24 protein-coding genes are annotated in these 26,293 nt (G+C 68.5%); 14 read left to right on the top strand and 10 right to left on the bottom strand.

Annotated elements, in window-relative coordinates; genetic code table 11:
• Positions 1 to 29 precede the first annotated feature (29 nt).
• From nuoE to LBC97_16210, 6 genes are all read left to right on the top strand, one after another.
• The gene (gene nuoE / locus LBC97_16185; GenBank protein MDR2567555.1) at positions 30 to 497 is read left to right on the top strand and encodes an NADH-quinone oxidoreductase subunit NuoE; all 468 of its coding nucleotides are present in this window, start codon (positions 30 to 32) and stop codon (positions 495 to 497) included.
• Positions 498 to 578: 81 nt separating this feature from the next.
• Positions 579 to 3,644: an FAD-dependent oxidoreductase gene (locus tag LBC97_16190; protein MDR2567556.1), complete on the top strand. Its 3,066-nt coding sequence runs from the start codon at positions 579 to 581 to the stop codon at positions 3,642 to 3,644.
• A 3-nt stretch (positions 3,645 to 3,647) separates the two neighbouring features.
• On the top strand, positions 3,648 to 5,486 hold the full coding sequence (locus LBC97_16195) for a [FeFe] hydrogenase, group A (protein MDR2567557.1): 1,839 nt from the start codon (positions 3,648 to 3,650) through the stop codon (positions 5,484 to 5,486).
• Positions 5,487 to 5,502: 16 nt separating this feature from the next.
• A complete protein-coding gene (locus LBC97_16200; GenBank protein MDR2567558.1) occupies positions 5,503 to 6,495 on the top strand; it encodes an ABC transporter substrate-binding protein in 993 nt (330 codons plus the stop codon).
• Positions 6,473 to 7,255, top strand: coding sequence for an ABC transporter permease subunit (locus LBC97_16205; GenBank protein ID MDR2567559.1), 783 nt, complete (start codon positions 6,473 to 6,475; stop codon positions 7,253 to 7,255). The genes LBC97_16200 and LBC97_16205 overlap by 23 nt, the downstream gene beginning before the upstream one ends.
• Positions 7,252 to 7,806, top strand: a complete 555-nt coding sequence (locus tag LBC97_16210) for an ATP-binding cassette domain-containing protein (GenBank protein MDR2567560.1) — start codon at positions 7,252 to 7,254, stop codon at positions 7,804 to 7,806. The genes LBC97_16205 and LBC97_16210 overlap by 4 nt, the downstream gene beginning before the upstream one ends.
• Positions 7,807 to 7,893: 87 nt before the next feature.
• Here LBC97_16210 and LBC97_16215 read toward each other — a convergent pair whose 3' ends face one another.
• Positions 7,894 to 8,337 carry a hypothetical protein gene (locus LBC97_16215; GenBank protein MDR2567561.1) on the bottom strand — a complete coding sequence of 148 codons (444 nt, stop codon included), beginning with the start codon at positions 8,335 to 8,337 and terminating at the stop codon, positions 7,894 to 7,896.
• 174 nt (positions 8,338 to 8,511) lie between these two features.
• Between LBC97_16215 and LBC97_16220 the strand changes: the two genes are divergently transcribed.
• Complete coding sequence (locus tag LBC97_16220; protein MDR2567562.1) at positions 8,512 to 8,859, top strand: hypothetical protein; 348 nt, start codon at positions 8,512 to 8,514, stop codon at positions 8,857 to 8,859.
• Positions 8,860 to 8,917: 58 nt separating this feature from the next.
• Complete coding sequence (locus tag LBC97_16225; protein MDR2567563.1) at positions 8,918 to 10,450, top strand: DUF2079 domain-containing protein; 1,533 nt, start codon at positions 8,918 to 8,920, stop codon at positions 10,448 to 10,450.
• 75 nt (positions 10,451 to 10,525) lie between these two features.
• On the opposite strand, the gene LBC97_16230 is transcribed toward LBC97_16225, so the two are convergent.
• The gene (locus tag LBC97_16230) at positions 10,526 to 11,056 is read right to left on the bottom strand and encodes a hypothetical protein (protein ID MDR2567564.1); all 531 of its coding nucleotides are present in this window, start codon (positions 11,054 to 11,056) and stop codon (positions 10,526 to 10,528) included.
• A gap of 135 nt (positions 11,057 to 11,191) precedes the next feature.
• Here LBC97_16230 and LBC97_16235 point away from each other — a divergent pair, with 135 nt between their 5' ends.
• The gene (locus LBC97_16235) at positions 11,192 to 12,106 is read left to right on the top strand and encodes a TIGR01777 family oxidoreductase (protein ID MDR2567565.1); all 915 of its coding nucleotides are present in this window, start codon (positions 11,192 to 11,194) and stop codon (positions 12,104 to 12,106) included.
• A gap of 60 nt (positions 12,107 to 12,166) precedes the next feature.
• On the opposite strand, the gene LBC97_16240 is transcribed toward LBC97_16235, so the two are convergent.
• A complete protein-coding gene (locus LBC97_16240; protein ID MDR2567566.1) occupies positions 12,167 to 12,883 on the bottom strand; it encodes a hypothetical protein in 717 nt (238 codons plus the stop codon).
• 187 nt (positions 12,884 to 13,070) lie between these two features.
• On the opposite strand from LBC97_16240, the gene LBC97_16245 reads away from it, so the two are divergent.
• Together LBC97_16245 and LBC97_16250 are read left to right on the top strand one after the other, a co-directional pair.
• Positions 13,071 to 13,592, top strand: coding sequence for a peptidylprolyl isomerase (locus LBC97_16245; protein ID MDR2567567.1), 522 nt, complete (start codon positions 13,071 to 13,073; stop codon positions 13,590 to 13,592).
• Positions 13,589 to 14,473: a rhomboid family intramembrane serine protease gene (locus tag LBC97_16250; GenBank protein MDR2567568.1), complete on the top strand. Its 885-nt coding sequence runs from the start codon at positions 13,589 to 13,591 to the stop codon at positions 14,471 to 14,473. Before LBC97_16245 ends, LBC97_16250 begins: the two co-directional genes overlap by 4 nt.
• A 229-nt stretch (positions 14,474 to 14,702) precedes the next feature.
• Here the strand turns inward: LBC97_16250 and LBC97_16255 are convergent, their stop codons facing one another.
• Positions 14,703 to 14,954 carry a cell division protein CrgA gene (locus LBC97_16255; GenBank protein ID MDR2567569.1) on the bottom strand — a complete coding sequence of 84 codons (252 nt, stop codon included), beginning with the start codon at positions 14,952 to 14,954 and terminating at the stop codon, positions 14,703 to 14,705.
• A gap of 126 nt (positions 14,955 to 15,080) precedes the next feature.
• Here LBC97_16255 and LBC97_16260 point away from each other — a divergent pair, with 126 nt between their 5' ends.
• The 3 genes from LBC97_16260 to LBC97_16270 are packed head-to-tail and all read left to right on the top strand — an operon-like array spanning position 15,081 to position 16,907.
• On the top strand, positions 15,081 to 15,839 hold the full coding sequence (locus LBC97_16260; GenBank protein MDR2567570.1) for a DUF881 domain-containing protein: 759 nt from the start codon (positions 15,081 to 15,083) through the stop codon (positions 15,837 to 15,839).
• Between the two features lie 8 nt (positions 15,840 to 15,847).
• The gene (locus LBC97_16265; GenBank protein MDR2567571.1) at positions 15,848 to 16,687 is read left to right on the top strand and encodes a class E sortase; all 840 of its coding nucleotides are present in this window, start codon (positions 15,848 to 15,850) and stop codon (positions 16,685 to 16,687) included.
• 7 nt (positions 16,688 to 16,694) lie between these two features.
• Positions 16,695 to 16,907, top strand: coding sequence for a hypothetical protein (locus LBC97_16270; GenBank protein MDR2567572.1), 213 nt, complete (start codon positions 16,695 to 16,697; stop codon positions 16,905 to 16,907).
• A gap of 18 nt (positions 16,908 to 16,925) precedes the next feature.
• Here LBC97_16270 and LBC97_16275 read toward each other — a convergent pair whose 3' ends face one another.
• The 6 genes from LBC97_16275 to LBC97_16300 all read right to left on the bottom strand — a co-directional run bounded on the left by LBC97_16275 (position 16,926) and on the right by LBC97_16300 (position 26,293).
• Positions 16,926 to 17,744: a L,D-transpeptidase gene (locus LBC97_16275; GenBank protein ID MDR2567573.1), complete on the bottom strand. Its 819-nt coding sequence runs from the start codon at positions 17,742 to 17,744 to the stop codon at positions 16,926 to 16,928.
• 121 nt (positions 17,745 to 17,865) lie between these two features.
• Positions 17,866 to 19,905 carry a Stk1 family PASTA domain-containing Ser/Thr kinase gene (gene pknB / locus LBC97_16280; GenBank protein ID MDR2567574.1) on the bottom strand — a complete coding sequence of 680 codons (2,040 nt, stop codon included), beginning with the start codon at positions 19,903 to 19,905 and terminating at the stop codon, positions 17,866 to 17,868.
• 4 nt (positions 19,906 to 19,909) lie between these two features.
• Positions 19,910 to 21,955 carry a protein kinase gene (locus LBC97_16285; protein ID MDR2567575.1) on the bottom strand — a complete coding sequence of 682 codons (2,046 nt, stop codon included), beginning with the start codon at positions 21,953 to 21,955 and terminating at the stop codon, positions 19,910 to 19,912.
• Entirely contained in the window at positions 21,952 to 23,406 is a 1,455-nt protein-coding gene (locus LBC97_16290) for a penicillin-binding protein 2 (protein MDR2567576.1), read from the bottom strand. Before LBC97_16290 ends, LBC97_16285 begins: the two co-directional genes overlap by 4 nt.
• Positions 23,403 to 24,908: an FtsW/RodA/SpoVE family cell cycle protein gene (locus LBC97_16295; protein ID MDR2567577.1), complete on the bottom strand. Its 1,506-nt coding sequence runs from the start codon at positions 24,906 to 24,908 to the stop codon at positions 23,403 to 23,405. Before LBC97_16295 ends, LBC97_16290 begins: the two co-directional genes overlap by 4 nt.
• A gap of 2 nt (positions 24,909 to 24,910) precedes the next feature.
• Positions 24,911 to 26,293, bottom strand: coding sequence for a protein phosphatase 2C domain-containing protein (locus LBC97_16300; GenBank protein MDR2567578.1), 1,383 nt, complete (start codon positions 26,291 to 26,293; stop codon positions 24,911 to 24,913).

Here is a 26,293-nt window from a genome sequence, read left to right on the forward strand (position 1 = left end):
AAAAGATAACAATTTGACGGAGGGACGACATGGCGCGAGCGGACGAAAAAGCGGAACGCCTGAAAGCTCTGATGGCGGAACGCCGGAGCGAACCGGGCCGGCTCATTCCGATTCTGCAGGCGGCCCAGCGCATATACGGCTACCTGCCCCGGCCGGTTCTGGAGGCGGTGGCGGAAGGGACGGACATTCCCGTCGCGGAAGTCTACGGCGTGGCGACGTTCTACGCTCAGTTCCGTCTGGAGCCGACGGGGGAAAACCTGATCCGCTGCTGTATGGGCACGGCCTGTCATGTGCGCGGGGCGCTGAAAGTGCTGCGCGCGCTGGAAAAAAAGCTGGATATTACGGCGGGCGCTACTTCCGGGGACGGCCGCTTCACATTGGAAACCGTGAACTGTATCGGCGCCTGCGGACTGGCGCCGGTGCTGACCGTGAACGATAAGGTTTTCGGCGCCCTGGTTCCGGAAAAAGCGGCGGAAATACTTGATCAATACGAATAGAGGCGGAAAGCCATGATAACTTTATCCTACGCCTGCTGCCCCCAATGTACGCACACGGCCGCGACGCCCTGCGCCAGGTACGTGAGCTGCCGGATCAGCGGGCCGCTGTGCCACGACGACGAGGACTGCCGCCGGCAGCGGCGCGAGCAGATCGCCCGCATTACGCATCCGGCCGAACTGCCCGTCAAGCAGATCCTGGTCTGCGCCGGCACGGGCTGCGCTTCCTCGGGCGCCAGCCGGCTGATCGAAATAGTGCGGGAAGAGATCGCGGCTCGCGGGCTGGAAGACAGGGCGCGCGTGCGTTCCACCGGCTGTCACGGTTTTTGCGAGCAGGGGCCGATCGTTGTGATCGAGCCGGATAAGACTTTTTACACGAAGGTGAAACCCTCCGATATCCGGGAGATCATGGAGCGGGACGTCGTCGGCGGGGAAAAAGCGGAGCGGCTGCTCTACCGCGACCCGGCGACGGGCGAATGTGCGGCGACTTACGAAAACGTCAATTTTTACGCGCGCCAACAGCGGATAGTGCTGGCTAACTGCGGACAGATCAATCCGGAGCGGAGCAGTCAATACTTTATTTCCGGCGGTTATCTCGGCCTGGAAAAAGCGCTGCAGACGATGACGCCGGCGGAAGTCGTGGAGACGGTGCGGCGGAGCGGTCTGCGCGGCCGGGGCGGGGCCGGCTTTCCCACCGGGGTCAAATGGGATCTGTGCCGGCGGGCGGCGGGGGAAAAGAAGTATATCGTTTGCAACGCCGACGAGGGCGATCCGGGCGCTTTCATGGACCGCAGCATCCTGGAAGGCGACCCGCACACGGTCATCGAGGGCATGATGATCGGCGCCTACGCGATCGGCGCGAGCCAAGGGTTCGTGTACCTGAGGGCCGAGTACCCGATCGCGGTGCAGCGGTTGACGGACGCCATAGAGCAGGCTCGAGACGCGGGGCTCCTGGGCGTGCCTCTATTCGGCTCGGATTTCTTCTTCGACCTGGAGATCCGAATCGGGGCGGGGGCGTTTGTGTGCGGCGAAGAGACGGCGCTGATGAACTCGATCGAGGGTTTGCGCGGCGAGCCCCGCCAAAAGCCGCCGTTCCCATTTGAGAGCGGCCTGTTCGGTTGCCCCACCATCATCAACAACGTTGAAACCCTGGCCAACGTGCCGCCGATAATCCTCAACGGCGCCGACTGGTACGCCGGGATCGGCACCGAAACCAGCAAGGGGACGAAGGTTTTCGCCCTCGCCGGCGACATAGTGAACACCGGGATTGTGGAGGTCCCCATGGGCACGTCGATGGGCGACCTGCTCTTCACGATCGGCGGGGGAATCCCGGACGGGAAGTCGCTCAAATCGGTGCAGGCCGGCGGGCCCTCCGGCGGCTGCATCACCAGAGAGTTCCTGGACACACCGGTGGACTACGAGTCGATCATGCGGCTCGGCGCGATCATGGGGTCGGGCGGACTGGTCGTCATGGACGAGGACACCTGCATGGTCGACACCGCCCGCTATTTCATGGATTTCATCCAAGACGAATCGTGCGGCAAATGCGTGCCCTGCCGCATTGGGACGAAACGGCTCCTGGAAATCCTGACGCGCATCACCACCGGCGGTGGCGAGGACGGCGATATCGAGCTGATGCAGGAGTTGTGCTTCTACATCCAGCAGACCGCCATGTGCGGCCTGGGGCAGTCCGCGCCGAATCCCGTGCTGAGCACCATCACCTATTTCCGGGAGGAATACGAGGAGCACATCCGGGACAAACACTGCCGGGCCGGGGTTTGCTCCAGCCTCTTCACCTCGCCCTGCCAGAACGCGTGCCCGGTCTCGGTCAACATTCCCGGCTACCTGGCGCTGCTGGCCGAGGGCCGCTACAGCGAGGCCTACCACGCGACCCGCCGCGAAAACCCGCTGCCCGGCGTGTGCGGCACAATCTGCACCCATCCGTGCGAGGCGAAGTGCCGGCGGGCGCAGACGGACGAGGCGCTCGCGATTTGCTCTTTGAAGCGGTTCGTCGCCGACCGGGCGTTCGAAGAGGGAATCTCGCTGGGCTCCGACAGTTTCAGCCCGAAGACCGGCCAGAGCGTCGGCATTGTGGGCGCCGGGCCGTCCGGCCTGACCTGCGCCCACTACCTGGCGCGGTTCGGCCACGACGTTGTGGTCTACGACCGCGCTCCGCTGCCGGGCGGGGTCTTGGCGTACGGCATTCCCGAATACCGGCTGCCCAACGAGATCTTGCTGCGGGAGGTCGAGCTGATCAAAGCGGAGGGCGTCGAGATCCGGCTGAACACCGAGGTGGGCGTGGACTTCACCTTTGAGGAGCTGAGGCAAGCGCACCAGGCGGTCTACGTCGCGGCCGGGGCACAGCTGTCGAACCGGTTGCGGATTGAGGGCGAGGAGCTCCCCGGAGTGGTCCACGGCCTGGACTTTCTGCGCGGAGTCAACCTTGGCCACGGGGCCCGGGCCGAGGGGAAGGTGGTCGTAGTGGGCGGGGGGAGCACGGCGTTCGATGCCGCCCGCGCCGCCGTGCGCCTGGGCGCGGCCAAGGTCACGATCCTCTACCGGCGCGAAGTGGCCGACATGCCGGCGGACACCTCGGAGATCCGCGAGGCATCGGAGGAAGGGGTGGAGATCCTGCCGCTGGGCGCGCCGCTCCGAGTCCTCGGCGGCGAGCGGGCCGAAGCGCTCGAGTGCGTCCGCATGGAATTCCACGGCTTCGACAAGGCCGGGCGGCGGTGGGTCCGCCCGGTGGAGGGCGCGACCTTCGTAATCAAGCTGGACATGCTCATCGCGGCGGTGGGCCAATCACCCGATCGGGGCCTTTTGGGAGCGGAGGCCGGAGACGGCGTCTTCATTGGCGGCGACTTCGCGCGCGGCGCGGATGTGGCGATCACCGCCATCGCCGACGGGAAGAACGCCGCCGCCCAAATCGACGCGTACCTGGGCGGCAAAGGCATCTTGAACAAGGGGCCGGAGGTCGCCTTCCCGCCGCCGCCGGACGAGGCCGGCGAGATCGAGCCCCACGCCCGGCTCCCGATAGAGGCCATGAGCCCCGAGGACCGCACCGACAACTTCCTCGAAGTGATCAAGGGTTACAACAAACTGAACGCCATCGCTGAATCGAAGCGGTGCCTGCGCTGTGACAGGAGCTAGACGGTGGTCAACGTAACCATCAACGGCCGGGAGATTGAGGCGACCGCAGGGGCCACCATTCTGGAAACCGCCCAGGCGAACAGCATCCGCATACCGACGTTGTGCTACCTGGAAGGCGTCCACGCGTTCGGCGCCTGCCGCATCTGCGTGGTAGAAGTCGAAGGGGCCCGCACCCTGCAGGCGTCATGCATGGCGCCGGTGCGCGAGGGCATGGTTGTGCGGACCAACACCAGGACGGTCCGAAAAGCCCGCAAGATGCTTTATGAGCTCATTCTCTCCGACCACCCCAGGGACTGCCTCAGCTGCGTGCGCAACCAGAACTGCGAATTGCAGAGCCTTGGCCAACTGCTCGGCGTGGCAGAGTCCCGCTTCGGCGGCGAAACCAGCCTCGGCGCCCTGGACCTGTCGCCCGCGCTTTACCGCGACACGAGCAAGTGCATCCTGTGCCGCCGCTGCGTCACCGTTTGCAACCAGGTCCAACAGGTCGGGATCCTGAACGCGCAGAACCGCGGCTTCCAGACCGTTGTGGGGCCGGCGGCGAACCTCTCGCTGAACAACGTCGACTGCTCCTATTGCGGACAATGCACCGTGGTGTGCCCGGTGGGGGCGCTGAACGAGGCGGACGGCATCGGGAAAGTCTGGAACGCCCTGGACGACGCGGGCAAACGGACCGTTGTCCAGGTCGCGCCGGCGATCCGGGCCGCGCTGGGCGAAGAGTTCGGGATGGCGCCTGGGACCTTGGTGACCGGGAAGCTGGCCAGGGCGCTAAGGCTGCTGGGGTTCGACGACGTCTTCGACACGAACTTCGCCGCCGACCTGACGATCATGGAAGAGGGCACGGAGTTCTTAAGCCGGGTCAGCGCGGCGCTGACCGGCGGCGGGCCGGCGGCGCTGCCCATGATCACAAGCTGCAGCCCGGGCTGGGTCAAGCACATCGAGCACGCCTTCCCAGGGCAGCTCGACCACCTGTCCAGCTGCAAGTCCCCCCACACAATGCTCGGCGCGGTGGCCAAATCCTTCTACGCCGAACGGATCGGGGTGGACCCGAAGGACATGTACGTGGTCTCGGTGATGCCGTGCACCGCCAAGAAATTCGAGATCTCGCGGCCCGAGATGGCCAACGGCGGGGTGGCGAACGTGGACGCCGTGCTCACCACGCGCGAATTGGCAAAGATGATCAAGGAGGCGGGCATCGACTTCGCCTCCCTGGAGGACAGCGATTTCGACTCCCCGTTGGGGCTCTCGACCGGAGCGGCGGACATCTTCGGCGTCACCGGCGGCGTCATGGAGGCGGCCCTGCGCACTGTCTACGAACTGGTGACCGGCAGAGAACTGCCTTCCAACGGGTTGCATGTGACTCCGATCGTCGGCTTGGAGCGCATCAAGGAGGCGGCTTTCACAATCGAAGAGCCGTTGCCGGAGTACGCCTTCCTGGACGGCGTGGAGGTCAAGGTGGCCGTCACCAGCGGCCTGGCGGGCGCCGACATCCTCATGGAACAGGTCGCGAAGGGCGAATCGCCTTATCTGTTCATCGAGGTGATGGGCTGCCCCGGCGGCTGCATCAGCGGCGGCGGCCAACCGCGCCCCACCACCCCGGCCATCCGGGAAAAGCGCCTCCAGGCGATCTACGGGGCGGACGAGGCCAAGACTCTGCGCAAGTCGCATGAGAACCCGGACGTGCAACGCCTGTACGCGGACTACCTGGGCTCGCCGTGCGGCCACCTCTCGCATGACCTGTTGCACACGACCTACACTCCGCGCGGTAGATTCAACGAGTTGATCGCCGAGGGCGATGACGCCGCCCGCGAGTTCTCCTTGCTTGACTTGGTGACGCGAGCCTGAGCACGAAGGGCAAGAAATGAAGGCAAGACTGGTCGCCGCGCTGACAACGGCGCTCTTGGCCGGCGTGTGCGCTTGCGCGCCGGAGTCCGAATCTGGGTCGCCGCCGGCCGCGCCAACCGCGCCGCCCGCCGCGCCGCAAGTCACCGCCAAGGTGGCGGCCCTGAAAGGACCCACCACGATGGGCCTGGCCTGGGCGCTGGACCGGCAAGCGGACGCGTCCCCGGTGCGGTTCGAACTGTCTCTGCACGGCTCACCCGACGAGATCAGCCCGGGCTTGGTCAAGGGCCAGACCGAGGTGGCCGCCATTCCGGCCAACCTCGCCGCCGTGCTCTACTCCAAAGGCGCGCAAATCAAAGTGGCCGCCGTCAACACCCTCGGAGTGCTCCACGTGGTCGCCAAGAACGAACAAGTTCTCGGCTTGGCCGACCTGGCCGGCAAGAAGGTCTTCTCCGCCGGAAAGGGAACCACGCCCCAATACGTGCTGGAGTACCTTCTCGCCAAAAACGGCGTGGACGCCGCTGTCGAGTACCTCAGCGAGGCCTCCGAGGTGGCGACCCGTCTCGCGGCCGAAGACGCGGCCGTCGCGGTGCTGCCCGAACCGTACGTGACGACGGCGTTGGCGAACGACCCTTCCCTGGTGCGCGCCATCGACTTGACGGCGGAATGGGACAAGGTCTCCGACACCGCCCTGGTCACGGGCGTTCTGGTGGTCGCGGACCAGTTCCCGGCGGACCACGGCGAGGCCTTCGACGTGTTTCTGGAGGACTACCGGGCCTCAATCGAATACACCAACGCGAACCCCGGCGATGTGGCGCCGCTCATCGCGAACCTCGGGATAGTCCCCAGCCCCGAAGTCGCCGAGGCGGCCATCCCAGGCTCCCACTTGGCGTTCCTGAGCGGCCCGGAGTGCAAGGCGGCGGTCTCGGCCTACTTGGATGTGCTCTTCCAAGCGGATCCAGCGTCCGTTGGCGGCGCCCCGCCAGACGATGCCTTCTACTACGGCGCTTGAGGGGCTCCGCGCCCGGCGCCTGGTCGCCGCCGTCTTCTGGGTCGGCGTCTGGCAGGTGGCCGCGCTGCTGGTCGGCAACGGCGTGCTCCTGGCGTCGCCGGTGGACGTCGTGGCGACCTTCGGCCGACTGGTCCCCACGCCGAGTTTCTGGGCGACGGTCGCCTATTCGGCGGTCCGCATCGCCGTCGGCTTCACGGCCGCAGCCGCGGCGGGCGTCTTGCTGGCCTGGCTGGCCTCCTTGGGCCGCTGGGCGGACGCGCTGATCTCGCCCGCGGTGCGGGCTATCCGGTCCGTGCCGGTGGTCTCCTTCATAGTCCTGGTGTTGATCTGGGCCGACTCGGCGTGGTTGTCGGTCACCATCTCCGCGCTGATGGTGCTGCCAATCGTCTTCGCGAACGTCGAGGAGGGTATAGCCCGCAAGGACGTCGCCTTGGACGAGTTGGCGACCGTGTTCGCGATGCCGTCCGGGCGGCGGTTGGCGGCGATCAGGCTGCCCGCCGTGCTGCCGTACTTCACCGCCGCCTGCCGCGTCGGGATCGGCCTGGCGTGGAAGGCCGGCGTCTCCGCCGAGGTGATCGGCCTGCCGGACGGATCCATTGGCGAACGCCTTTACGAGGCGAAGCTCTTCCTGGCCACAGCCGACCTGTTCTGCTGGACCGCGGTGATCGTGGCCTGCTCGTTCGCGTTCGAGAAGCTGGCGCTGAGGGCGCTGGCGGCGCTCGAGTCCTCTCTGGGCAGGGGGTACGCGAAATCATTGTGATCTCCGACGTCAGCTTCGCCTACGATTCGGCGCCCGTCCTTAGGGGCGTCAGCGCGCGAGGCTCGGTGTTGGCCGTCACCGGCGCCAACGGCTCAGGCAAGACGACGCTGTTGAAGCTCATTCTGGGCCTGCTGGCACCCTCTGCGGGCACCATCGCCGCCCCCGCCCGCAAGGCGGCCGTTTTTCAGGACGACCGGCTCTTGGAGCACCTCACGGCCATCGGCAACGTCCGCGTGACGCACCCGGGCAAGATCGGCGACAAACAGATCGCCGCCGAGTTCCAGGCGTTGGGCCTCCCCGAGGAAGCCTGGCGCCGCCGGGTGCGCGACCTGTCTGGCGGCCAACGCCGCCGCGTCTGCCTGGCGCGGGCACTGGCGCCGGACGCCGAACTGGTCTGCCTGGACGAGCCCTTCAAAGGAATCGACGCCGAGAGCCTGCCCGCCGTGCGGGAGCATGTGCGCGAGCGGCTCCGCGACAAGGACGTCGCCATCGCCACCCACGACGAGGAGGACCTGGCCCTTTTTCAGGGCGCGGGCATTTGCCTGGGCTGACTCATCCCCGCCACGGTCGCCGTATCATGATCGGCCCGCTCGCCTAACGGCTCGGCGAGGAGCTCCGGCGACGCTGGAGACACGTTTTCAGACTTCTTGATCGTCAATCATGTGCGGGAACTCGGTCTGTTCCACGCGGTCGTTTTCCGGAAACTCCGAGCCGTAGGAGATCCGGTTGCCAAGGAACAGCCCGTTGGCGAAGAAATCCACGATCCGCCGGTCCACCGGTTCCGGCAACAGAATGCAGGCGGTCCTGTAGCGGTCGAGGAAAAGCTGGTCCTTGGCGAACGCGATCTCAATTCGATCCGGCAAGAACAACACGCCGGCCAGGTCGTAATAGCCTCCCTGCGATTGGTCGTCCAATTCGACGTGGACGGTGTTCATGTCCGGGTATTCGGGATCGTCTGCAACGCCTCGTTGAAAGGTGAACCAAGACCAGTCGGCGCCCTCCCCCGGGGTGAAGCTGATAGCGTTGGTCTCAAGTTCGTCCCAAAACCAGTGGGCTTCCCTCGCCGTCAAGTCAAGTCGCATGAATGCCTCCCTGTTCCGCACCGCAAATACTGCCACAAAACCAACCTGCCCCCGCCACAGTCGCCGTATCATGATCGGCCCGCTCGCCTAACGGCCCGGCGCTCGCACGTGAGCGCTACCATTTCCACGACTGAGCGCCCTCGCGACGCTCTCAGCCGGAAAGGAGGCCCGCAAATGGGGTGCTGGGGAGACGAGCCCTGGGAGAGCGACGGGGGCGCCGACTGGTTTGGCGACCTGATGGACAAATCGTCGCTGCGCGAATACTGGCGAGAGGGGATAGCCGCCGAGGACGACGAAGGCGAGGTCGTGTTCGCCGCCGCGTGGCTGTTTGTCCAGTTGGGGCGGGTCTACATCTGGCCGATCAGGGACTTCGACGCCGACCTCCAGGCGACCTTGAGGGCCCTCCACCGTCTGCGGGAAGACGAGCGCATGGCCGAGGGCCAACCGGTGGAATGGGAACGGCGGATCGACGGCTATATCGCGGAGCTTGAATCTCGCCTGCCGGCGAGCGGGTCAGGCTGACGGCCGCGACGGGCATCTAGGATGGCCCTATGTCCGGCCGATCGATTTGCCCGCGTTGGTGACCCCGCCGATGCCGTCTGGCGGCGCCCGTCTGTCCGCTCGCCTTGGGCAGGCGTTGGCCGGGCGGCGCTGGGCTCCGGCGGTCGCGTGGCTGCGCCGAAGGGCGGCCCAGGCGGATTGGATCGCCTGGGCGGTCGCCGGACTCGGGTTCGCCCTTTACCTGACGCTGACACTGGCCCGGTGGCACAGGCAGGACGCGCCGTCGCTGGACCTGGCGATCTTTGAGCAGGCGGTCAAGGGCTACGCGCATTTCGGGCCGCCGATCGTGGACATCAAAGGGCCGGGCGCAAACCAACTCGGCGACCATTTCTCGCCCATCCTGGCGCTTCTGGCCCCCTTCTACCGGGTCTTCCCCTCGCCGGTGACGTTGCTGGTGGCCCAATGCGTGCTGGTCGCCCTGTCGATTGTCCCTGTGACAGCCCTGGCCCGCCGGCGGCTGGGACGCTGGTCGGGGCTGGCGTTTGGAGCGGCCTACGCCCTCAGCTGGGGATTGCAGACCGGCGTGGACGCCCAGTTCCACGAATACGCCTTCGCCGTGCCAATGCTGGCCTTCGCGCTGGCCGCCGCGTTGGATCAGCGGTGGACCGCCGCCGCCCTGTGGGCTGCGGCCACCGTCACGGTCAAGGAGGACATGGGCCTGACTGTGATCGCGTTCGGGGCGGTGATGGCCGGGCACGGCTGGTGGCTCCGCCGCCGGGAGGCCGCCGCGCGGAACCGGGACGCGTGGTGGCCTGAATGCCGGGCGGGATTGTTGCTGATCGGCGGGGGTTTGACGGCTTTCGTCCTGGTGTTCGGGCTGCTCATGCCGGCTTTCAAAGGCGGCGACTGGTACTACTGGGGGAAAGTCGACCAGACCGGCGGGGCGTTGGGGCTGATCGTGGGCATTCTTGAGCCGCCGGTCAAACTCAAGACGCTGGCGCTGGTCAGCGCCGTGGTCATGGGCACCTGCTGGCTGTCGCGCTGGAGCCTGGTGGCCCTGCCCACCCTGTTCTGGCGGTTCGCCTCGACCGACTCGGCGCACTGGGGCACCATGTGGCACTATTCGATGATCCTGATGCCAATGGTGTTTCTGGCGGCGCTCGACGTGTTGGGGCGTTGGCGGGCCTCGAAACGGCGGTGGCCGCGCGGCGTTGCGCGCGTGACGGTGGCCGCGAGCCTGGCGTTCGCTGTTGTGGCGACGGCCTGGTTCCCGTTGGGCAAACTGACCAGACCGGACACTTACGCTCCCTCGCCCAGGGCGGACCAGGCGGCCCGGGTGCTGGAGCTGATTCCGGACGGGGCCTCCGTCGCCTCGGATCGCGGGCTGATCACGCAGCTCGCCACGGACCATGTCGTGTACTGGATTGGCGACTACGCCGACCGGGTGCAGCCGGACTACGTGCTGCTGGACCCGATGAGCGGCTGGAGCAACGACCCGGGCGGGGCGGAGGGCTACGCCGAGTCGGTCTACGGCGGGGATTACGAGCCGGTGGGCGGGATTGGGCCGCCGGACGACCAGACCGCCTACCGCCTGGCCCGCCGCCTCCCCTGAGCCGTCCCGGCCGCCCGCAACCGCCGCCACCAATCTGGTGCTGGCATTTCCGGGCGCGGGTTCTCAAACAGCCGTTCAGGCGGTCCGCGCGCGGGAACGCGGCAGAGAGCGCAGTCCCGCGGCCAGCGTGACGGCCCAAGCCCGGGCGCGGATCAACTCCCCGTCGTCAAGCGGTCCGGCGTAGTCGGAGACGCAGAAGGTGGCGCCGCGCCGGACGTGGGAGAAGCCCGCCCGCGCCATCAGCCGCGCGGCGGTCTTGGCGGCGGTGGACGGCGTGAAACCGGTCTTGAAGGCGGTGTCCACCGTCACAACCTTGACGTCTTCCCGGCCGTCCAGGCCCGCGATCCACTCCCGCAGGCCCGGTTCGGCCGCCTGGCCTCCCCGAGCCGCCGCGCGAGCCCGGGTGCGGGGCCTGGGCAACGAGTAATCGTGCGTCGGAGCGGCCAGGATCAGCAGATCGGTGCCGTCCGGAACGGACTGGGGCGCGTCCGCCACGGGGAGCGACTCAACGGACATGCCGCCCGCCCCGGACAACGCCTCGGCGATCGCCCCAGCCAGCGCGGTGGTGTTGCCGAAGCAGGACTCGGTGATGATCAAAGCCGTCATGAGGTCCTCCTTGCGTGCGAATGGCGGTTGACCGGGCCGCTGGGGATGACGGTAAGGCGCTGGTTCCGGTCACGGGTCGGCGCCCTGCCCGGCGTCTCACCCGTTGAGACACGGTGCGGGCGTAGGGTTGCCAGAATGAGGATTCTGATGGCGGGGGCGTCCGGAATGATCGGCCGGGCTTTGCGCGCCCAGTTGGAAACCGAGGGGGCCGAGGTCAGAGTCCTGGTCCGGCGTCCCGCCCGCGCCGCCGCCGAGTACCCGTGGGAGGGCACGGTCGGCACAGTTCCGCAGGCGGCGGTAGCGTGGGCCGATGCCGTCGCCTCGCTTGGCGGGGCCCCGATCGCCCGGTTGCCGTGGACCAAGGCGTACCGCCGGGAAATCATGGACTCAAGGGTTGATTCGGCCAGCGCGCTGGCCCAAGCCATCTTGCGGGCCGACGACCCGCCCAAGGTCTGGGTGTCCGCCAGCGCCACCGGGTTCTACGGCGATGCGGCCCCCACGCGGGCGGATTTGCAACCGGAGGCGCTGACGGAGTCTTCGCCGTCGGGTTCGGGATTCTTGGCGGCGGTGGTCCGGGCCTGGGAGGCGGCCGCGCTGCCCGCGGCCTCGGCGACGCGCCTGGTCCGCGCCCGCACCGGCATGGTCCTGGGGCGCGGTGAGGGCACGCTGAAGCCGCTCGCGGCGGCCACAAGACTGGGCTTGGGCGCCCGGTTCGGCGACGGGCGTCAATTCTGGCCCTGGATCTCCCTGCGGGACGAGGTCCGGGCTTGGGCGTTCGCCCTGCGGGACGAGTCGATCAGGGGACCCGTCAACCTGGTCGGCCCCACCTTGGCCACAGCGGGCGAAGTCACGGGGGCGGTGGCCCACGCCCTTCGCCGCCCGCACCGGCTGGCCGTCCCGGCCGGGGTGTTGCGGGCGGCCCTGGACGGCGCCGCGGAAGACCTGCTGCTGGCCTCCCAGCCAGTGCGGCCAGGCGTGCTCGAGGCGCATGGCTTCGAGTTCCTGGACCGCACGGCGCCGGCGGCGATCCGCACGGTGTTGGCCGGGTAGGGGGCCTGCGGCCCGCGCGGGCGGACCGAAAGCCCGCGCCGCCAAGGGCTCCCAGACGGTTTAGGACTCGGGCGAGGCCTTGTCCTCGGACTGGTGCACGGCATCGGCGGCGGCCTTCTTGACCGCGTCGCCAGCCTTCTTCACGGCGTCCCCGGCCTTCTTGGCGACGTCTGTGACGGCCTTGACAGCGTGGCCGGCGGCTTCGCCAACGGCTTCGGCGGCGTCTCCGGCGGCGTCCGCCATGTCTTCCTCCGGCGGGGCTTCGAAGTCTTCCCAATCCTCCTCGGCCCACGGGTCTGTCACCGGGCGGGTTTGCCGCCACAGCCAGAAGACAACCCCGGCGGCGGCGGCGCCCGCCAAACCCCACCCGACCGCTTTGGCGGCGCGGCGGCGCTTGGCCTGCCGCGCTTGCCGAACGGGGGCGGCGGCGGCGTCTGCGGCGGCGCGCGCGGCCGAATCGACGGCCGCGACAATCGCCGGCAGCGCCCTTTCGACAATGGCGTCGCGGGCGTCGTCAACACGGGGCGCCAAGGCTCGGGCGGCCTCCTCGACCTTGGGGGCGGCGGCGGTGATGCCCTTCCGCCAGGCCGCCTCGACGCGCGGCGAGGCCCATTCCCAAGCGGCGCCCAGGCGCGGGCCCGTCTTGGCGGCGATCAGTTCGGCGACGGTGGTTGCGACAGACTTGGCCGACCCGGCTAGTTCGACGGCTTTGCCGGCCCACGGCGCACCGTTCGGGGCCGGACTGGCGCTGACACAACAAGAGCGTAACTTGGCCATGGGATTCTCCTTAGAATCTGTCAAGCTGCTGCCGGGCTTGGCAACATGCTTAACCCATGCTAGGGCTATCTGCGCCCGGGCTGTCAGGCGGCGCGTGGCATGTCCGCCGCCGGGCAAGGCCTGGGCGGCAGCCGAGCCCGATCCGCCGGGGGACCCGCTCCGCGCCAGGACGTGGGAAGATGGCCAGATGCAAGCGATTCTTCACACTTCCAAAGGTGACATCCAGTTCGATTTGTTCGAGGACACCGCGCCCAACACGGTTGCCAACTTTGTCGGCTTGGCCGAAGGGTCCAAGCCCTGGCGCGACCCGGCCACCGGCCAGCCCGGCGCGGGGCCGTTCTATGTCGACGTTCCCTTCCACCGGGTCATTGACGGCTTCATGATCCAAACCGGCGACCGGTTGGGCAAAGGCACGGGCGGCCCCGGCTATGACTTCGACGACGAGATCGTCCCCACCCGCACCTTCTCAGAGCCGTACCTGGTGGCCATGGCCAACGCGGGCCTGAGGAACGGGCGCGGCACCAACGGGTCGCAGTTCTTCATCACCGTGGCGCCAACCCCGCATCTCAACACCGCCCACACCATTTTTGGACGCGTTGGCGACCAGGCCTCGCGCCAGGTCGTGGACGCCATCGCCACAACGCCCGTGGACCGCAACGACCGTCCGCTGGAGCCCGTCGCCATTGAGTCGGTGGACATCCTCCGGTGACCGATGCCGCCGGAACCGGCCCGCTCGAGGCCGACGGTTCGCGCTGTTACCGGCATCCGAACCGTCCCGCGTTTGTGCGCTGCCAGCGCTGTGGCCGCGCGGTCTGCCCCGAATGCCAGGTTCCGGCGGCTGTGGGCGTCCACTGCCCCGACTGCGTCCGCCAGGCGGCCAGGCAAATGCCGGTGGCCCGTTCGGCCTTGGGCGCGCCCATCTCCGGCGGGGCGCCGGTGGTCACAATCACCGCCATCGCCTTGTGCGTGGCGGTCTTCGTGGCCCAGCAGGCCTCCGGCGGGCGGCTGACCTCCGAGTGGGTCTTTATGCCCGCGGCGGAGTGGTATCAGCCGTGGCGGATCGTCACCGCCGCGTTCCTCCACGGCGGCGTGCTCCATCTGGCGTTCAACATGTACGCCCTGTGGGTGGTCGGAAGCTTCATGGAGCAGTTGTTCGGGCGCTCGCGGCTCGCGGCCCTGTACCTTGGCTCGGCTCTTGGGGGCCACGCGTTGGTCTTGATCTGGTTCAGGCTGGTCGAGTTCAACGGGGCCGCCGCACTGACCGGGACGCTTGGCGCCTCCGGGGCGGTGTTCGGGTTGTTCGCGGCCGCGCTCCTGGCGGGGCGTCGGCTGGGCGGGAGCATCAACGGGATCATGACCGTGATCGGCCTGAACCTGGTGCTGAGCTTCACGGTGCCGAACATCTCGTGGCAGGGGCATGTGGGCGGCCTGTTGACTGGCGGGGCGATGGCTCTGGCGTATATCCGCGCGCGTCCGTCCGAGCGCCGGCGCCGCGCGTGGGTTGTCGCGGTCGTGGTGCCCGTGGCGATCGCGGCGGTGGTGTTTTTGACGGCCTCGCCATGGTCGTGGAGCTTGGGGGCGCCAAGCTGAGCGCCGCCTTGGGTTTTCCAAAGGCACCTGTGGACAAACTGCCCCCAAATGTGGAAAAACCCCGTCTTGGCAGGCCGCTTTGGCCTTGTTCTGTGGAAAACCGCTGTGGCGGAGGAATTACAGGGATGTAGTTTTCCCCAGGCTTATCCCCACTTGGGGATGGAGCCGCCGGAGACCGGGCGACGGGCCCGCGGCGCCTGCCGCGCGAACTCCTGGGCCGGCCTGGCGGCTAGCGCCAGCCCGCGGTCATCCCAAAGCCGCCCAGAATCAAGCCGAAGCCGATCGCCAGGTTCCAGTTCCCGATTTGCCGGATGGGCAACGCGCCCTGGGAAAGGTAGTAGACAACCACCCAGACCAGGCCCAACAGCATGACGGAAACCATGACGGGGGCCCACCACTGCGGCGAGGGCTTGGGCGCCTTGGAAACGGGCGGGGCGATATAGGTCCGCTTCTTCTTGCGACGCGACCTTGACTCAGGCACCTTAGTTCTCCCTCGGATGTGGGCTCAGCCGTCTTCTTGGCGCCCGCCGGGCGCACTGGCTGAGCGGAAGTGCGGATATCTTGTAACAGGGTACTCAGACTGAGCAACGAAAGGGCAATTCGGCAGATGCGGCCACGCCGTCCCAACGCTTCGAGGACCTCAGCGCCCCGTCAGGCCCTTTCGGTCGGATTGGTGGCGGTGCTGGCCGGCTGGCTGTTCACCTGGAACGCGACCTCGGGTTGGACGTCGGACCTGCGGGACGCACCAGGACTGCGCGGCCTGGTGACCGCGCGTGACCGCGAGGTCGAGGACCTCCAAGAGCGTCAGGCCGCGTTGGCTGACGAGGTCGCCGGGCTGGTTGGGGCCGCCGCGCCGGCCCTGACCGCCCCCGCCTTGGAGGTGACGGTGGCGGCGGGCGCCGCCGAAGTCTCGGGACCGGGCTTGACCGTGACCCTGAACGACGCCGACCTGTCCCGTGGGGTCCTGAACGGCCCGTCCGCGCCCGGCGCCGACCTGTTGGTCCACCAGCAAGACATTGACGCCGTCCTCAACGCCCTGTGGGCGGGAGGGGCCGAAGTCGTGGCGGTTCAGGGACACCGCGTGACCTCCGCGACGGTCATCAAGTGCGTCGGCAACGTCATCTTGGTGGGCGGCCGGGTTTATTCGCCGCCGTACTCCATAGCCGCCATCGGGCCGGCTGGGGCGATGCGTGAGCGCCTTGACGTTTCGCCGGTGGTTCGCGCTTACCGCGAACGCGCTAGCCGGCTCGGGTTGACGTGGAGCACTGTGGACGAGGCTAAGCTGACCATCGCAGGTGACACGGCCGTGTCATCGGCGCTACGGTACGCGAGGGCGCTGGGCCCAACGTTGCAAGCAGAGGACTGAACTGGACCATGAGTTTCTTGCCGGATGATCCGGCGCCGGCGGGACTCCCGGACGGCCGCCGAACAGAGCCGGGCGTCAGCCGCCGCCAGCGCTCTGAGCAGCGCCGCAAGCGCCACGGCGCGGCGGTAGTCGGCGTGATAGGCGAACTGCTGATCACCTTGGGCGTGCTGCTTGGTCTCTACGTGGTTTGGGAGTTGGTCTGGACCGACGTGGAGGCCAACGCGGAGGCCCAGGACATCCGCCAGGAGATCGTCAAAGACCAGGCCTGGATCGAGCCGGCGGCCCCCGCCGAGGGCTCGCCGTGGGCGCCGCGCCACGACCCGGCCGTGGACGCGCCGCCGGTTGACGAGAACCCGCTGGCGGTGCCGGCCTTCGGCGACGCCTGGGGGATTATGCACGTGCCGCGCTGGGGGCTGGACTACCAGGTGCCGATCGTCGAGGGCACCGACCGAGTAAAAATACTCAATAAGGGCCTGATCGGCCACTACGAGGGCACACAAGGGCCGGGCGAGGTTGGCAACTTCGCCACTTCCGCGCACCGGACCACCTACGGCAAGCCGTACAACCGGGTGGCGGAGCTGTTGGACGGCGATTCGCTGATCGTGGAGACCGCCCAGTACTACTTCGTCTACAAGGTTTACGGCCGCGAGATCGTCAAGCCGAAGGACGTGCGCGTGATCTGGCCGGTGCCCAACGAGGAGGACACCAAGCCGACCAAGCGGATCTTGACCATGACGACTTGCCACCCCATGTTCTCGGCCGCCGAACGCTATGTCATCTGGGGCGAGTTGGCCTACTGGGCCGACAAGTCCGAGGGTCCGCTCGAAGAACTAACCGGGCAGGGGTGAACGCGAAATGTACGGTTGGCTATGGCGCTACGCGCCCGGCCCCTGGTGGGTCAAAATCATGCTCTTCGCCGCTGTGGCGGCGGCGATTGTGGCTATCTGCTTCACAACCTTCTTCCCATGGCTGTCGCCGCTCTTGCCGTTCAACCACGTGACGGTGGGGGACGAGGAGCCCACCACGGTCGAGTCCACGCAGTCGCTGGGCGGGTTCGACCTGCCCTAGGCGAACACAGCCCTCGGTCTAGGCGATGTCCACCGGGGCGCCGGGGGGGACCACCGCCGCCAAGGCGTCCAGATCCGCCATGTGGACGCGCACGCAGCCATTCGAGATCGCTCCGGCGGCGTCGATGGAGGCCTCATTGCCCAACGGGCCGTGGATCGCGGTGACCGCGTCGCCCGAACCCTGCCAGTTGTCGATCGTCTCCGAATGGGCGGACAACACCAGCACCTGCTTGCCGTAGCCGGCCGAAGGCCCCGGCTGGAGCATGGTGACGAAGAACCGTCCGGCGGGCGTGGGGGTGGCCGGGCGGCCCACTATGGCGGGCACGTCCATCACAACCTCGCCCAGCTTCAGCAGCCTGACCCGATGGGCCTCCAAGTCGACCTCTATCCGGTACGGGGTGGTTGTGATCTCGATTCCCTCGGCCGCGATCCACGCGGTCGACTCGTTGGGCCGCTGCTGCAGCCGGACCTGCAAGAAGCCGTCCACCTGGTCTATGACGGGCAGTTGGGACTGGTAGCCCCACCACTCGCCGGCCACCGTTCCGGACGGCTCGCCGCCGGGCGAGTCATAGGCGGTGACGTCGCCGGGCAACAGGGCGATCGGATAGGGGCCGTCCGGCGGCGGAGCCGGCGGATCGGACTTGTCGGCGGTCGGAACGGCCGGGACGGTTTCGGACACCACGAGAGGCACGGGGGCGGCGGGCGCCGGCCGCGGCCACCACAGCGCCAGCCAACTGAGCGCCGCCGCCAAGACCAGGACAATCGCGAGGTAGCGCCGCCATTCGCGCGCCGGCTCTTCATCGGCTGACGGATCAGTCAGCGGGATGTCGCCTAGCATGCGGACTCCTGGGGGCTTCCTAGAATTGCCGGGGCCTGGACCGGGCCCGACGAGGAGGCAGTTTAGCGGTCAAGCTGGAGGTGTGTCGCGTCCGCGACGAAGAGGGGCGCGACACACCGCTTCAGTTGGTGGGAGGGCTGGGCGGCGGAGACGCCGGATCCGGCCCGCGTGAGATGACCAAGATGATCGTGTCCCCCGCATTCAGTTTGTCGCCCGGCCCCGGTTCGGTCCGGATCACCTGGTTGGCCCCGATGTTCGGATCGTATGACCGCTGCTCTTCCACCTTCAGGCCGAGGGACACCAGGTGGGCTTTGGCGGCGTCCACATCCCAGTTGGTCACGTCCGGAACGGTGACCTGCTTCGGGGCTTCCGCGATCACGGCCACGACCGGCGAGTTTTGGAGCAGGATTTGATCCTTGGCGGGTTCTGTTCGGATGATCTTGCCGGCTTCCACGCTGTCCGAGACCTCGGTCTTCGTGTCGCCCAGGCGCAGCCCGGCCGTGGAGAGGATGTCCGAGCATTCGGCTTGGGTCTTGCCAGCGCAGTCGGGAACCTTGGTCTTGCCGGTTGAGACCAGCAAAGTCACCTCCTGACCCACTGTCACAGGCGCCTCGAAGGCCGGGTCGGTTCCAACCACCCTGTCCGCCGGCACCCTCGCGTCATCCACCGACTTGGTCGCGATGGCGGGCTTGAGGTTGGCGTCAAGCAGCTTTTTGCGGGCCTCGTCCTGGGTCAGGCCCGCGACATCCGGAACGGTCACCTCGCTGGGGCCAAGCGACACGAAGTACTTAACCGTGTCGCCGACTTTGACCGACTGGCCGGTGGCGGGGTCGAAACGGGTCACTTGCCCCTTGGGAACGCTCTCGCTGGTTTCGGGGGTGCCCTCTTCGGCCTTCAACTCGAGGTCTTCCAGCGCCGCCACGGCGTCTGCGACGCTCCGGCTTGTCGGCACCTTGGGCACCACCGCGGTGGCCGGCCCGGTGGGACCCGTGGGCCCCGGGTCCGGTTCCCGGTCGCGGAGCATGAGGATCGCGACAATGGCCAGGGCCACCACCAGCAGTCCCGCGATCACCGAAATGATGGTGATCCGCTTGCGGCGCCTGGCCCGGTCCGCCGCCTCTTGCTCCGCCACCCGGCTGGCGTTCGGCAGAATCCCGGCCTGGTTGAACGGCGACGCGCCCGGCGGGGCCGGGGGCGGCGGGAAACTGGCCGGCGGCACGGCCAAAGTGGGACTGGTGGCCGGGCTGATCACCTGGGTGGCGTCATCGGTCACGGGCATCACCGGAGGAGCCGACACCCGGCCGCCGTGCTTGGAGGCCTGCAAGTCGGCCAAGAACTCCGACGCGGTGGCGTAACGGTGGTTTCGGTCCTTCGTCAGCGCCTTGATGACGATCTGGTCCAGCACCGCCGGCACGTCCGGGGCGTAGGCCGAAGGCGGCACCGGGTATTCGCGCACGTGCTGATAGGCCACGGCCACGGCCGAATCGCCTTGGAAAGGCGGCCGACCGGTCAGAAGCTCAAACAGGACGCAGCCCGTCGAATACAGGTCGGAGCGGGCGTCCACGTTTTCACCCCGCGCCTGTTCCGGCGAGAGGTACTGGGCGGTGCCGATCACGGCTTGTGTCTGAGTGACCGAATCGGAGGTCTCCGCCAGCGCGCGGGCAATGCCGAAGTCCATGACCTTGACTTGGCCCGCGGCCGTCAACATGATGTTGCCGGGCTTGATGTCCCTGTGCACAATCCCGGCGTGGTGCGCGTATTGAAGGGCTGAGAGCACCCCGATGGTGATGTCCGTCGCCTCGTCGATTGGCAACGCGGTGCCGTCATGCATCAGTTCGCGCAGGGTGTGGCCCTCCACGTATTCCATGATGATGAACGGCAGATGATGGGTCACGCCGGCCGCGTCGGTCACAACGTCCTCGCCGGTGTCATACACCGACACAATGGCCGGATGGTTGAGCGAGGCCGCCGCCTGGGCCTCGCGCCTGAAACGAGTCTGGAAGGACGGATCCCGGGCCAGGTCAGACCGCAGCAGCTTGATGGCGACGGTCCGCCCAAGGCGGGTGTCGCGGCCGACATGGACCTCGGCCATGCCGCCGCGGCCGATCAGCTCGCCCACCTCGTAGCGGCCGGCCAGGATCCGTGGAGTGAAGTCCGCCACCGATCTACCTTTCCGTGATTGGGCCCAATTCGGGCACCGTGCTAACTATACTTACCCCGCCCTGCGTGGCGGGCGCCGCCCGTGTCGCGGTGAGCCAGACCGGCGCAAGCGGTTGGGCGTTCGCGGTGATCACCGTCAACAGTCCGATCAGGACAATGATCAGCAGTCCGGCCCCGGCCAAGATGGCCCAAAGCCAGTCGCGGAGGCGGACCCGCCGCCTTGGTCGGCCGGCCGGCGGGGAAGGGGCTTCAGTGGCCGCCGGGCCCGTCCGACCGGATTGGCCCGGTTGGCCCAGTGGGGCCGAGGGGGCCGGTGAAGCTGATTGGCCCGCTGGGGGCTCGGCTGCGGCCACACCCGGCTGGATCTGTGCGGCCGGCTGCCCAAGGGGTCTGGCCAAGTCGGCGGCCGAAGGCAAGGGTGGTAGTCCGGGCGCCGCCTGGCTCAGCGGAGACGTGGGCGGCGGCGCGTCCGGGCCCCGCCGCTGGTGCCGGCGGCCGTCCACCCCGGCTTCCCGTCCCCGTGGTCCGGTCTGCCCCGCGCCGAGAGCGGGCGCGCCCGGCGCCGTCGGTCCAGCACCGCCACTGGGTCCCGCCGCATCGCCAGGCCGCGCCGCGCCAGGTCCCGCCGCGCCGGCGGGCTGTGCCGCGCCGGCGGATCCCGCCCCGTCGCCGACCTTTGTCACGCCGCCGGGAACGGCCGCGTCGCCAGGCCCCGCCGGTTCGTCGGGTCCTGCGGCGTCGCTGGGTGCCGCGGCGTCGGCGGGTCCCGCCGCTTCGTCGCGCGCCGCCGCATCATTGGCCCCCGCCGCTTCGCCGAGGCCGCCCGGCGGGATCGGCGCGGCCGCAACCTCAGGTTTGGCCAATTGTTCGAGACTGGCCGCCGCGATTGCAGGCGGCGGACCCTGCGAGCCCGGCTCGCCGGTCGGCGTGAGGCCGCCGGATTGGCCGCCGCCCGCGGCTCGCTCCGTCTGGTCGGCGTTGGCTGGCTCCGCCACGCCGCTGGCCAGGGGGGCGACCTCGGTCGGCGCGGTCTGCCCTGGGACCGCCGCCGGAGGGGTCACCTCCCCGACGACCGGGCCCACGTCCGTGGCCGGTGCGGGCGGCGGCATGAGGGAACGGGCCGGCACGGCAGGCTGCTCGGCCGTTCTGGGCGGCCCGCCCGCCCGCCTGGAACGGGGCAAGGGCCCCTCGCCGCTGCGGGAGGCCAGCAAACGTCCCGCCAGGTGGCGGTGGGTTTCCAGGGCCTCGCCGAACAAACTCGCCAACTGGGCGCCGTCGGTTGGACGCTTGGCGGGGTCCTTGTTCAGCAGTTGCATCACCAACGCCGCGAGCGAGCGCTCAACGGTGCCGGGCAACGGCGGCGGCATGTCGTTGACCTGCGACAAGGCAATGGCGACATAGTTCGCTCCGCGAAATGGCCGCCGTCCCGCCAACGCCTCGTAGGCGATCACGCCGAGCGAATAGAGGTCGCCCGCGGGGGTGGCCGGGTTGCCCAGCGCCTGCTCCGGCGCCAAGTACTGGGCGGTCCCCATGACTTTGCCGGTGTCCGTCAAAGCCAACTGGCCGTGCGCCACCGAGATGCCGAAGTCGGTCAGCTTGACGTGGTCGGAGGGCCCCAACAAGATGTTGCCCGGCTTGACGTCGCGGTGGACCACCCCGGCGGAGTGGGCGGCGTGCAACCCGAGGGCCGATTGGATCAGGATGGGCAGCAAACGCATCGGGGCGATGATCGAATGGGCGGCCAGCACGTCGGCCAGGGATTGGCCGTCCACGTACTCCATCACCAGATAGCCGGTGCCCTCGTGTTCGCGGTAGTCGTGGACCGTCGTGATGTTCGGGTGGTTCAGGAGCGAGGCGTTGCGGGCCTCGATCCGGAGCCGCTTGAGCGACGTCTGGTCGCCGGTGAACTCCTGGCGCAAGACCTTGATCGCCACGGGCTTGTCGGCCAGGAGGTCGTGGGCGCGCCAAACCTCCCCCATGCCGCCAACGGCGATTCGCGAGACTAGCTTGTAGCGGCCGTCCGCCAGCATCAGTCCGGTCTGGGCGATCATTGGAAGACCGCCCCCAGGATGGACGCCACCATGGGCGCTGCGACTGTGCCGCCAGACCCGGACTTGCCGCGCGCGCCGCCGTCCTCCACCACGACGGCCAGCGCCACCGTGCGGCCGTGCGCCTCGCCGAAGGCGACGGTCCACACGTCGGGCGCCTGGCCGGACGCCGTCTCGGCGGTCCCGGTCTTGGCTCCGACGGTGACGCCCTCGACCCGCGCACGGGTCCCGGTTCCCTTCTCGGCGACCTGGATCATCATGTCTTTCAGCGTGGCGGCGGTGTCGGCGCTGATCGGCCGGCCCATTTCCTCGGCGGTGCCCTGGGACACCACGCTCATGTCGGCCGCCCGCTCCGACCGGACCAGGCGGGGCTTCATCTCCCGCCCGCCGTTGGCGATGGCCCCGGCGACCATCGCCATCTGCAGCGGCGTCACCCTGTCGTCGAATTGGCCGATCGCGGCCATCGCGGTCTGGGCCCGGTCCATGCCGTTGGGGAAGACCGAGGGCACCACGTACAGCGGAATGGACAGGTCCTGGCCGAACCCGAACCGTTCGGCCTGGCGGGCAAGGGCGTTCGCGCCCAGTTCCATGCCCAGCCAGCCGAAGGCGGTGTTGCAGGACACGGTCATGGCCTGCTCCAGGGTCATGACGCCGTCTGCGGCGCAGGTCGACTCGCCGAAGTTGGTCAGCTTCCTGGAGCTGTTCGGCAAGTCGAGGGCGTCCGGGGCCTCCAGTTCGCTGTCGGCCTGGTACCGTCCGGATTCCAGGGCGGCGGCGGCGGTGATCAGCTTGAAAGTCGACCCGGGCGGGTACAGGTTCCCGGCGATCGCCCGGTTGTGGAGCGGGCCGGCCGGGTCGTTCTCCAACGCCTCGTAGGCGGATTGCACAGCCGCCGGGTCGTGGACCGCCAAGGCGTTCGGGTCGAAGGACGGCTTCGACACCATCGCCATGATCTCGCCGGTCTTGGCGTCCATCACCACCGCGGCGCCCCGCGCGTCGCCCAGGGCGTCCCAGGCAGCCTGCTGGACCTGCGGGTCGATCGTCAGCTCGACCGCCCCGCCGGTCGGCTTCTTGCCTGTGAACACGTCCTGCACGCGGGTCCAGAACAAGGAGTCGGCCGTGCCCTCAAGGACCTCGTTCTCGATCAACTCCAGCCCGGATGGCGGCCCGACCACCGTCACGTAGCCGGTGACGGGCGCGTAAAGCGGGCCGCCCGCGTAAAGCCGCTGGTAGGAGTAGTCGTCGTCGACCTTCTTCGACTGGGCCAGGATGGTGCCCCCGCCCGCGATGATGGGCCCCCGGTCGCGGTCGAAGGAGTTGTAGAAGGTCCGCGAGTTGCGGGGGTCCAGCCGAAGCTCGCCCGCGGCGGCGAACTGGATCACGCTGGAGGCCACCAACAGGGCGAGGATCATGGCCGTGACCACAAGGCTGACCCGCCGGATCTCGCGGTTCACGGTCGCCTCACCGCCTCGGTCGCGATTTGGTCCGCCGGCGGGTCCGCCGCCCTCTTCTTGGGCCGCCCGGCCGCGCCGCCGGCCCGCGCCGAAGAGGCGGACGATGCCGCCCGCGCCGCTTCTGCCTGCAACACCGGCCCGATGTCGATCTCCGAGGTGGCCGGCGGAGGTCGCCTCGCGCCGTCGGAAATCCGCAGCAGCAGCGCCACCACGATCCAGTTCGCGAGCAGCGCCGAGCCGCCGTAGGCCAAGAACGGCGTCACCAGCCCAGTCAGCGGGATCACCCGCGTGACGCCGCCCACCACCACGAACAGCTGGAAGGCCAAGGTGAACGCGAGGCCGGTGGCCAGGAGCTTGCCGAAGCCGTCGCGGATGCCGATCGCGGTTCTCAGACCGCGTTCCACCAACACCAGGTAGATCACCAGGATGGCCATCACCCCCGTCAGCCCCAGTTCCTCCCCCAGCGCGGCGAAGATGAAATCGGAGTAGGCGAGCGGCGTGATGTCCGGCCGCCCCCGCCCCAGGCCCGTGCCGAACAGCCCCCCGTTGGCCAGCCCGAACAGGCCTTGAACCAACTGGCCGGAGCCGCCTCTGGCCTCATACAGCCGCTGGTCGAACGGGGTCAACCAGATCTCCACCCGGTGCTGCACGTGGGAGAACAGCCGGTACGCCGCCACCACGCCGCCGGAGAACAGCGCCAGCCCGATCACAATCCACGACGGCCGGTTGGTCGCCACGTAGATCATGACCACGAACAAGCCGAAGATCAGCAGGGACGTGCCCAGGTCGCGTTCGAACACCAACAAGCCCACCGAGATCACCCAGGCCAGCATGATCGGCCCCATGTCCCGCAGGCGCGGAAGCTGCAAGCCCGCCACCCTGGGGCCGGCCAGCGCCATCGAGTCGCGCCGGGTGACCAGATACCCGGCGAAGAAGACCGCCAGGGCGATCTTCGACACCTCGGCCGGCTGGAACGACAGCGGGCCAACGTGGATCCAGATCCGCGAACCGTTGATGCTGCGCCCAATCCACGGCGCCAAAGGCGCGACCAGCCCGACCAGGCCCAGGATCATGGCGGTGTAGGTGAAGCGGCGTAGGGACCGGTGGTCCCGCAGCCAGGTCACAGTCACCGCCGCCGCCACCAGGCCGAGCACCGTCCAGACCAGTTGCTTCGAGGCGATGGCCGAACCCGGGTCTACCCCGCGCTCCTCGTAACGCAGCGACAACCGGTAGATCATCGCCAAGCCCACCCCGTTGAGCAAGACCGCGACCGGCAGGATGACCGGATCGGCGTAGGGCGCTCTCCACCGCAGGATCAAATGCACCACCAGCACCAGCACGGTGAAGCCGCCGCACTGGACCGTCATCTGGGCCGGCAGCTCACCGGTCACAGCCAAGGCGACCTGGGCGTACGCGAAGAAAGACAACCCCAGAGCGAAAACCAGGAGCAGCAGCTCAGCCCAGCGGCCAGGTCTGGCGCCTCCGGGCAGCACGGTGGCCACGGTTAGCCTCCCGCGGAGGGTTGGCCGCCCGGGTCGTTGGTGTTGGCGGCGCCCGAACTGCCTGGGGAAGGGGCTCCTGGGGATGAACTGGGCTGCGTGGTCGCGTTGCCGGGGGACGGCCTGGCGGACTCCCGTCGGGCGGGAGGCGTGTCTTGACGGTTGGAGCGTGACTCGGCCACGGCATCGTCCACCCATGCCTCGGCCTGTTCGAGCGTGACGTGACGCTGGGAGGCCTGCTGCACCTGCTCCTGGTAGAGCTCGGTCAGGTCGGACTCCACGCTGTAGGCGGTGCGGCGGGCGACGTGGGAGAGGTCCAGGCCGAACACCTCCTGGGGGATGCCCTGGTAGATGGCCACGTTGCCGTCCGCCTCGCCCACGTAATACTGGTCCTGGCTCCACGAATACGCCCAGTAGAGGCCGGCCGCCGCCAGCGCGAGGATGGCCAGGATGACGGCCGCCCAAACCAGCCGGCGGCCCACCGGCCTGCGGCGGCGCGAATCCGGCAATCCCGGGCCGTCCTCCGGCTTGGCCGACTGCACCAAAGACGCCGCCTTGGCGGCCGCGCCGCCGCCGCCCCGCGTTGGCCGGTGGCGGTCGATCGCGGCCGCGCCCGCGACCTGGGCCGCCGTCGAGGGGACTTCTTCGGCGGGGAGGTCGTCAATGTCCAGCACGTCGGCCACAATGCAGGTGACGTTGTCCGGACCCCCGCCGCGCAGAGCCAGCTCGATCAGCAGCTCGGCGCAGTTCTCGGGTTCGCTCTCCTCAAGCAAAGTGCGCTGGAGCGTCGCCTGGGAGACCACCCCGGACAGGCCGTCGGAGCAGAGCAGCCAGCGGTCGCCGGGCTCCGCCTTGCGGACCGAGATGTCCAAGCCGCCGGACAACTCGACGTCCCCCAAGACCCGAAGGAGCAATGAGCGCTGGGGATGGCGCTCCGCCTGGTCGGGCTCCAATTTGCCGCTGTCCACCAAGTACTGCACAAACGTGTGGTCGTTGGTGACCTGCTCCAGCTTTCCGTCTCTGAGCAGGTAGGCGCGCGAATCGCCGATGTGCCCCAGGATCAGGCGGTCGCCCGTTCGGAGCAAAGTGGTGATAGTGGTGCCCAGGCCGGCCAGCTCTTGATCCTCCTCGACGCGTTCCAGCAACTCGTCATGCGCCGCCTCGACGGCCGCCTCCAAAGCCTGGGCGCCCTGGTCGGAGGTCGGCGTTTCCTCGTCCAGCGGTGCCAGATGCGCGATCGCCACCGAGGAGGCGATGTCGCCGCCCGCGTGGCCGCCCATGCCGTCCGCTACAACCAGCAAATGCGGCCCGGCGTACGCCGAATCCTGGTTGTTGGCGCGTGTCAACCCGATGTCTGAACGCACCGCGTAGCGGAGGGCTATGGTCAC

The sequence above is a fragment of the Bifidobacteriaceae bacterium genome (assembly GCA_031281585.1).
Taxonomy (GTDB): Bacteria; Actinomycetota; Actinomycetes; order Actinomycetales; family WQXJ01; genus JAIRTF01.

Coding starts and splice junctions, on each gene's coding strand:
- LBC97_16215 (MDR2567561.1), bottom strand. CDS start 8,337: ATGCGACTTGACTTGACGGCGAGGGAAGCCCACTGGTTTTGGGACGAA.
- LBC97_16205 (MDR2567559.1), top strand. CDS start 6,473: ATGCCTTCTACTACGGCGCTTGAGGGGCTCCGCGCCCGGCGCCTGGTC.
- LBC97_16230 (MDR2567564.1), bottom strand. CDS start 11,056: ATGACGGCTTTGATCATCACCGAGTCCTGCTTCGGCAACACCACCGCG.
- LBC97_16200 (MDR2567558.1), top strand. CDS start 5,503: ATGAAGGCAAGACTGGTCGCCGCGCTGACAACGGCGCTCTTGGCCGGC.
- LBC97_16260 (MDR2567570.1), top strand. CDS start 15,081: ATGCGGCCACGCCGTCCCAACGCTTCGAGGACCTCAGCGCCCCGTCAG.
- LBC97_16285 (MDR2567575.1), bottom strand. CDS start 21,955: ATGATCGCCCAGACCGGACTGATGCTGGCGGACGGCCGCTACAAGCTA.
- LBC97_16245 (MDR2567567.1), top strand. CDS start 13,071: ATGCAAGCGATTCTTCACACTTCCAAAGGTGACATCCAGTTCGATTTG.
- LBC97_16235 (MDR2567565.1), top strand. CDS start 11,192: ATGAGGATTCTGATGGCGGGGGCGTCCGGAATGATCGGCCGGGCTTTG.
- LBC97_16220 (MDR2567562.1), top strand. CDS start 8,512: ATGGGGTGCTGGGGAGACGAGCCCTGGGAGAGCGACGGGGGCGCCGAC.
- LBC97_16275 (MDR2567573.1), bottom strand. CDS start 17,744: ATGCTAGGCGACATCCCGCTGACTGATCCGTCAGCCGATGAAGAGCCG.
- LBC97_16265 (MDR2567571.1), top strand. CDS start 15,848: ATGAGTTTCTTGCCGGATGATCCGGCGCCGGCGGGACTCCCGGACGGC.
- LBC97_16270 (MDR2567572.1), top strand. CDS start 16,695: ATGTACGGTTGGCTATGGCGCTACGCGCCCGGCCCCTGGTGGGTCAAA.
- LBC97_16240 (MDR2567566.1), bottom strand. CDS start 12,883: ATGGCCAAGTTACGCTCTTGTTGTGTCAGCGCCAGTCCGGCCCCGAAC.
- nuoE (MDR2567555.1), top strand. CDS start 30: ATGGCGCGAGCGGACGAAAAAGCGGAACGCCTGAAAGCTCTGATGGCG.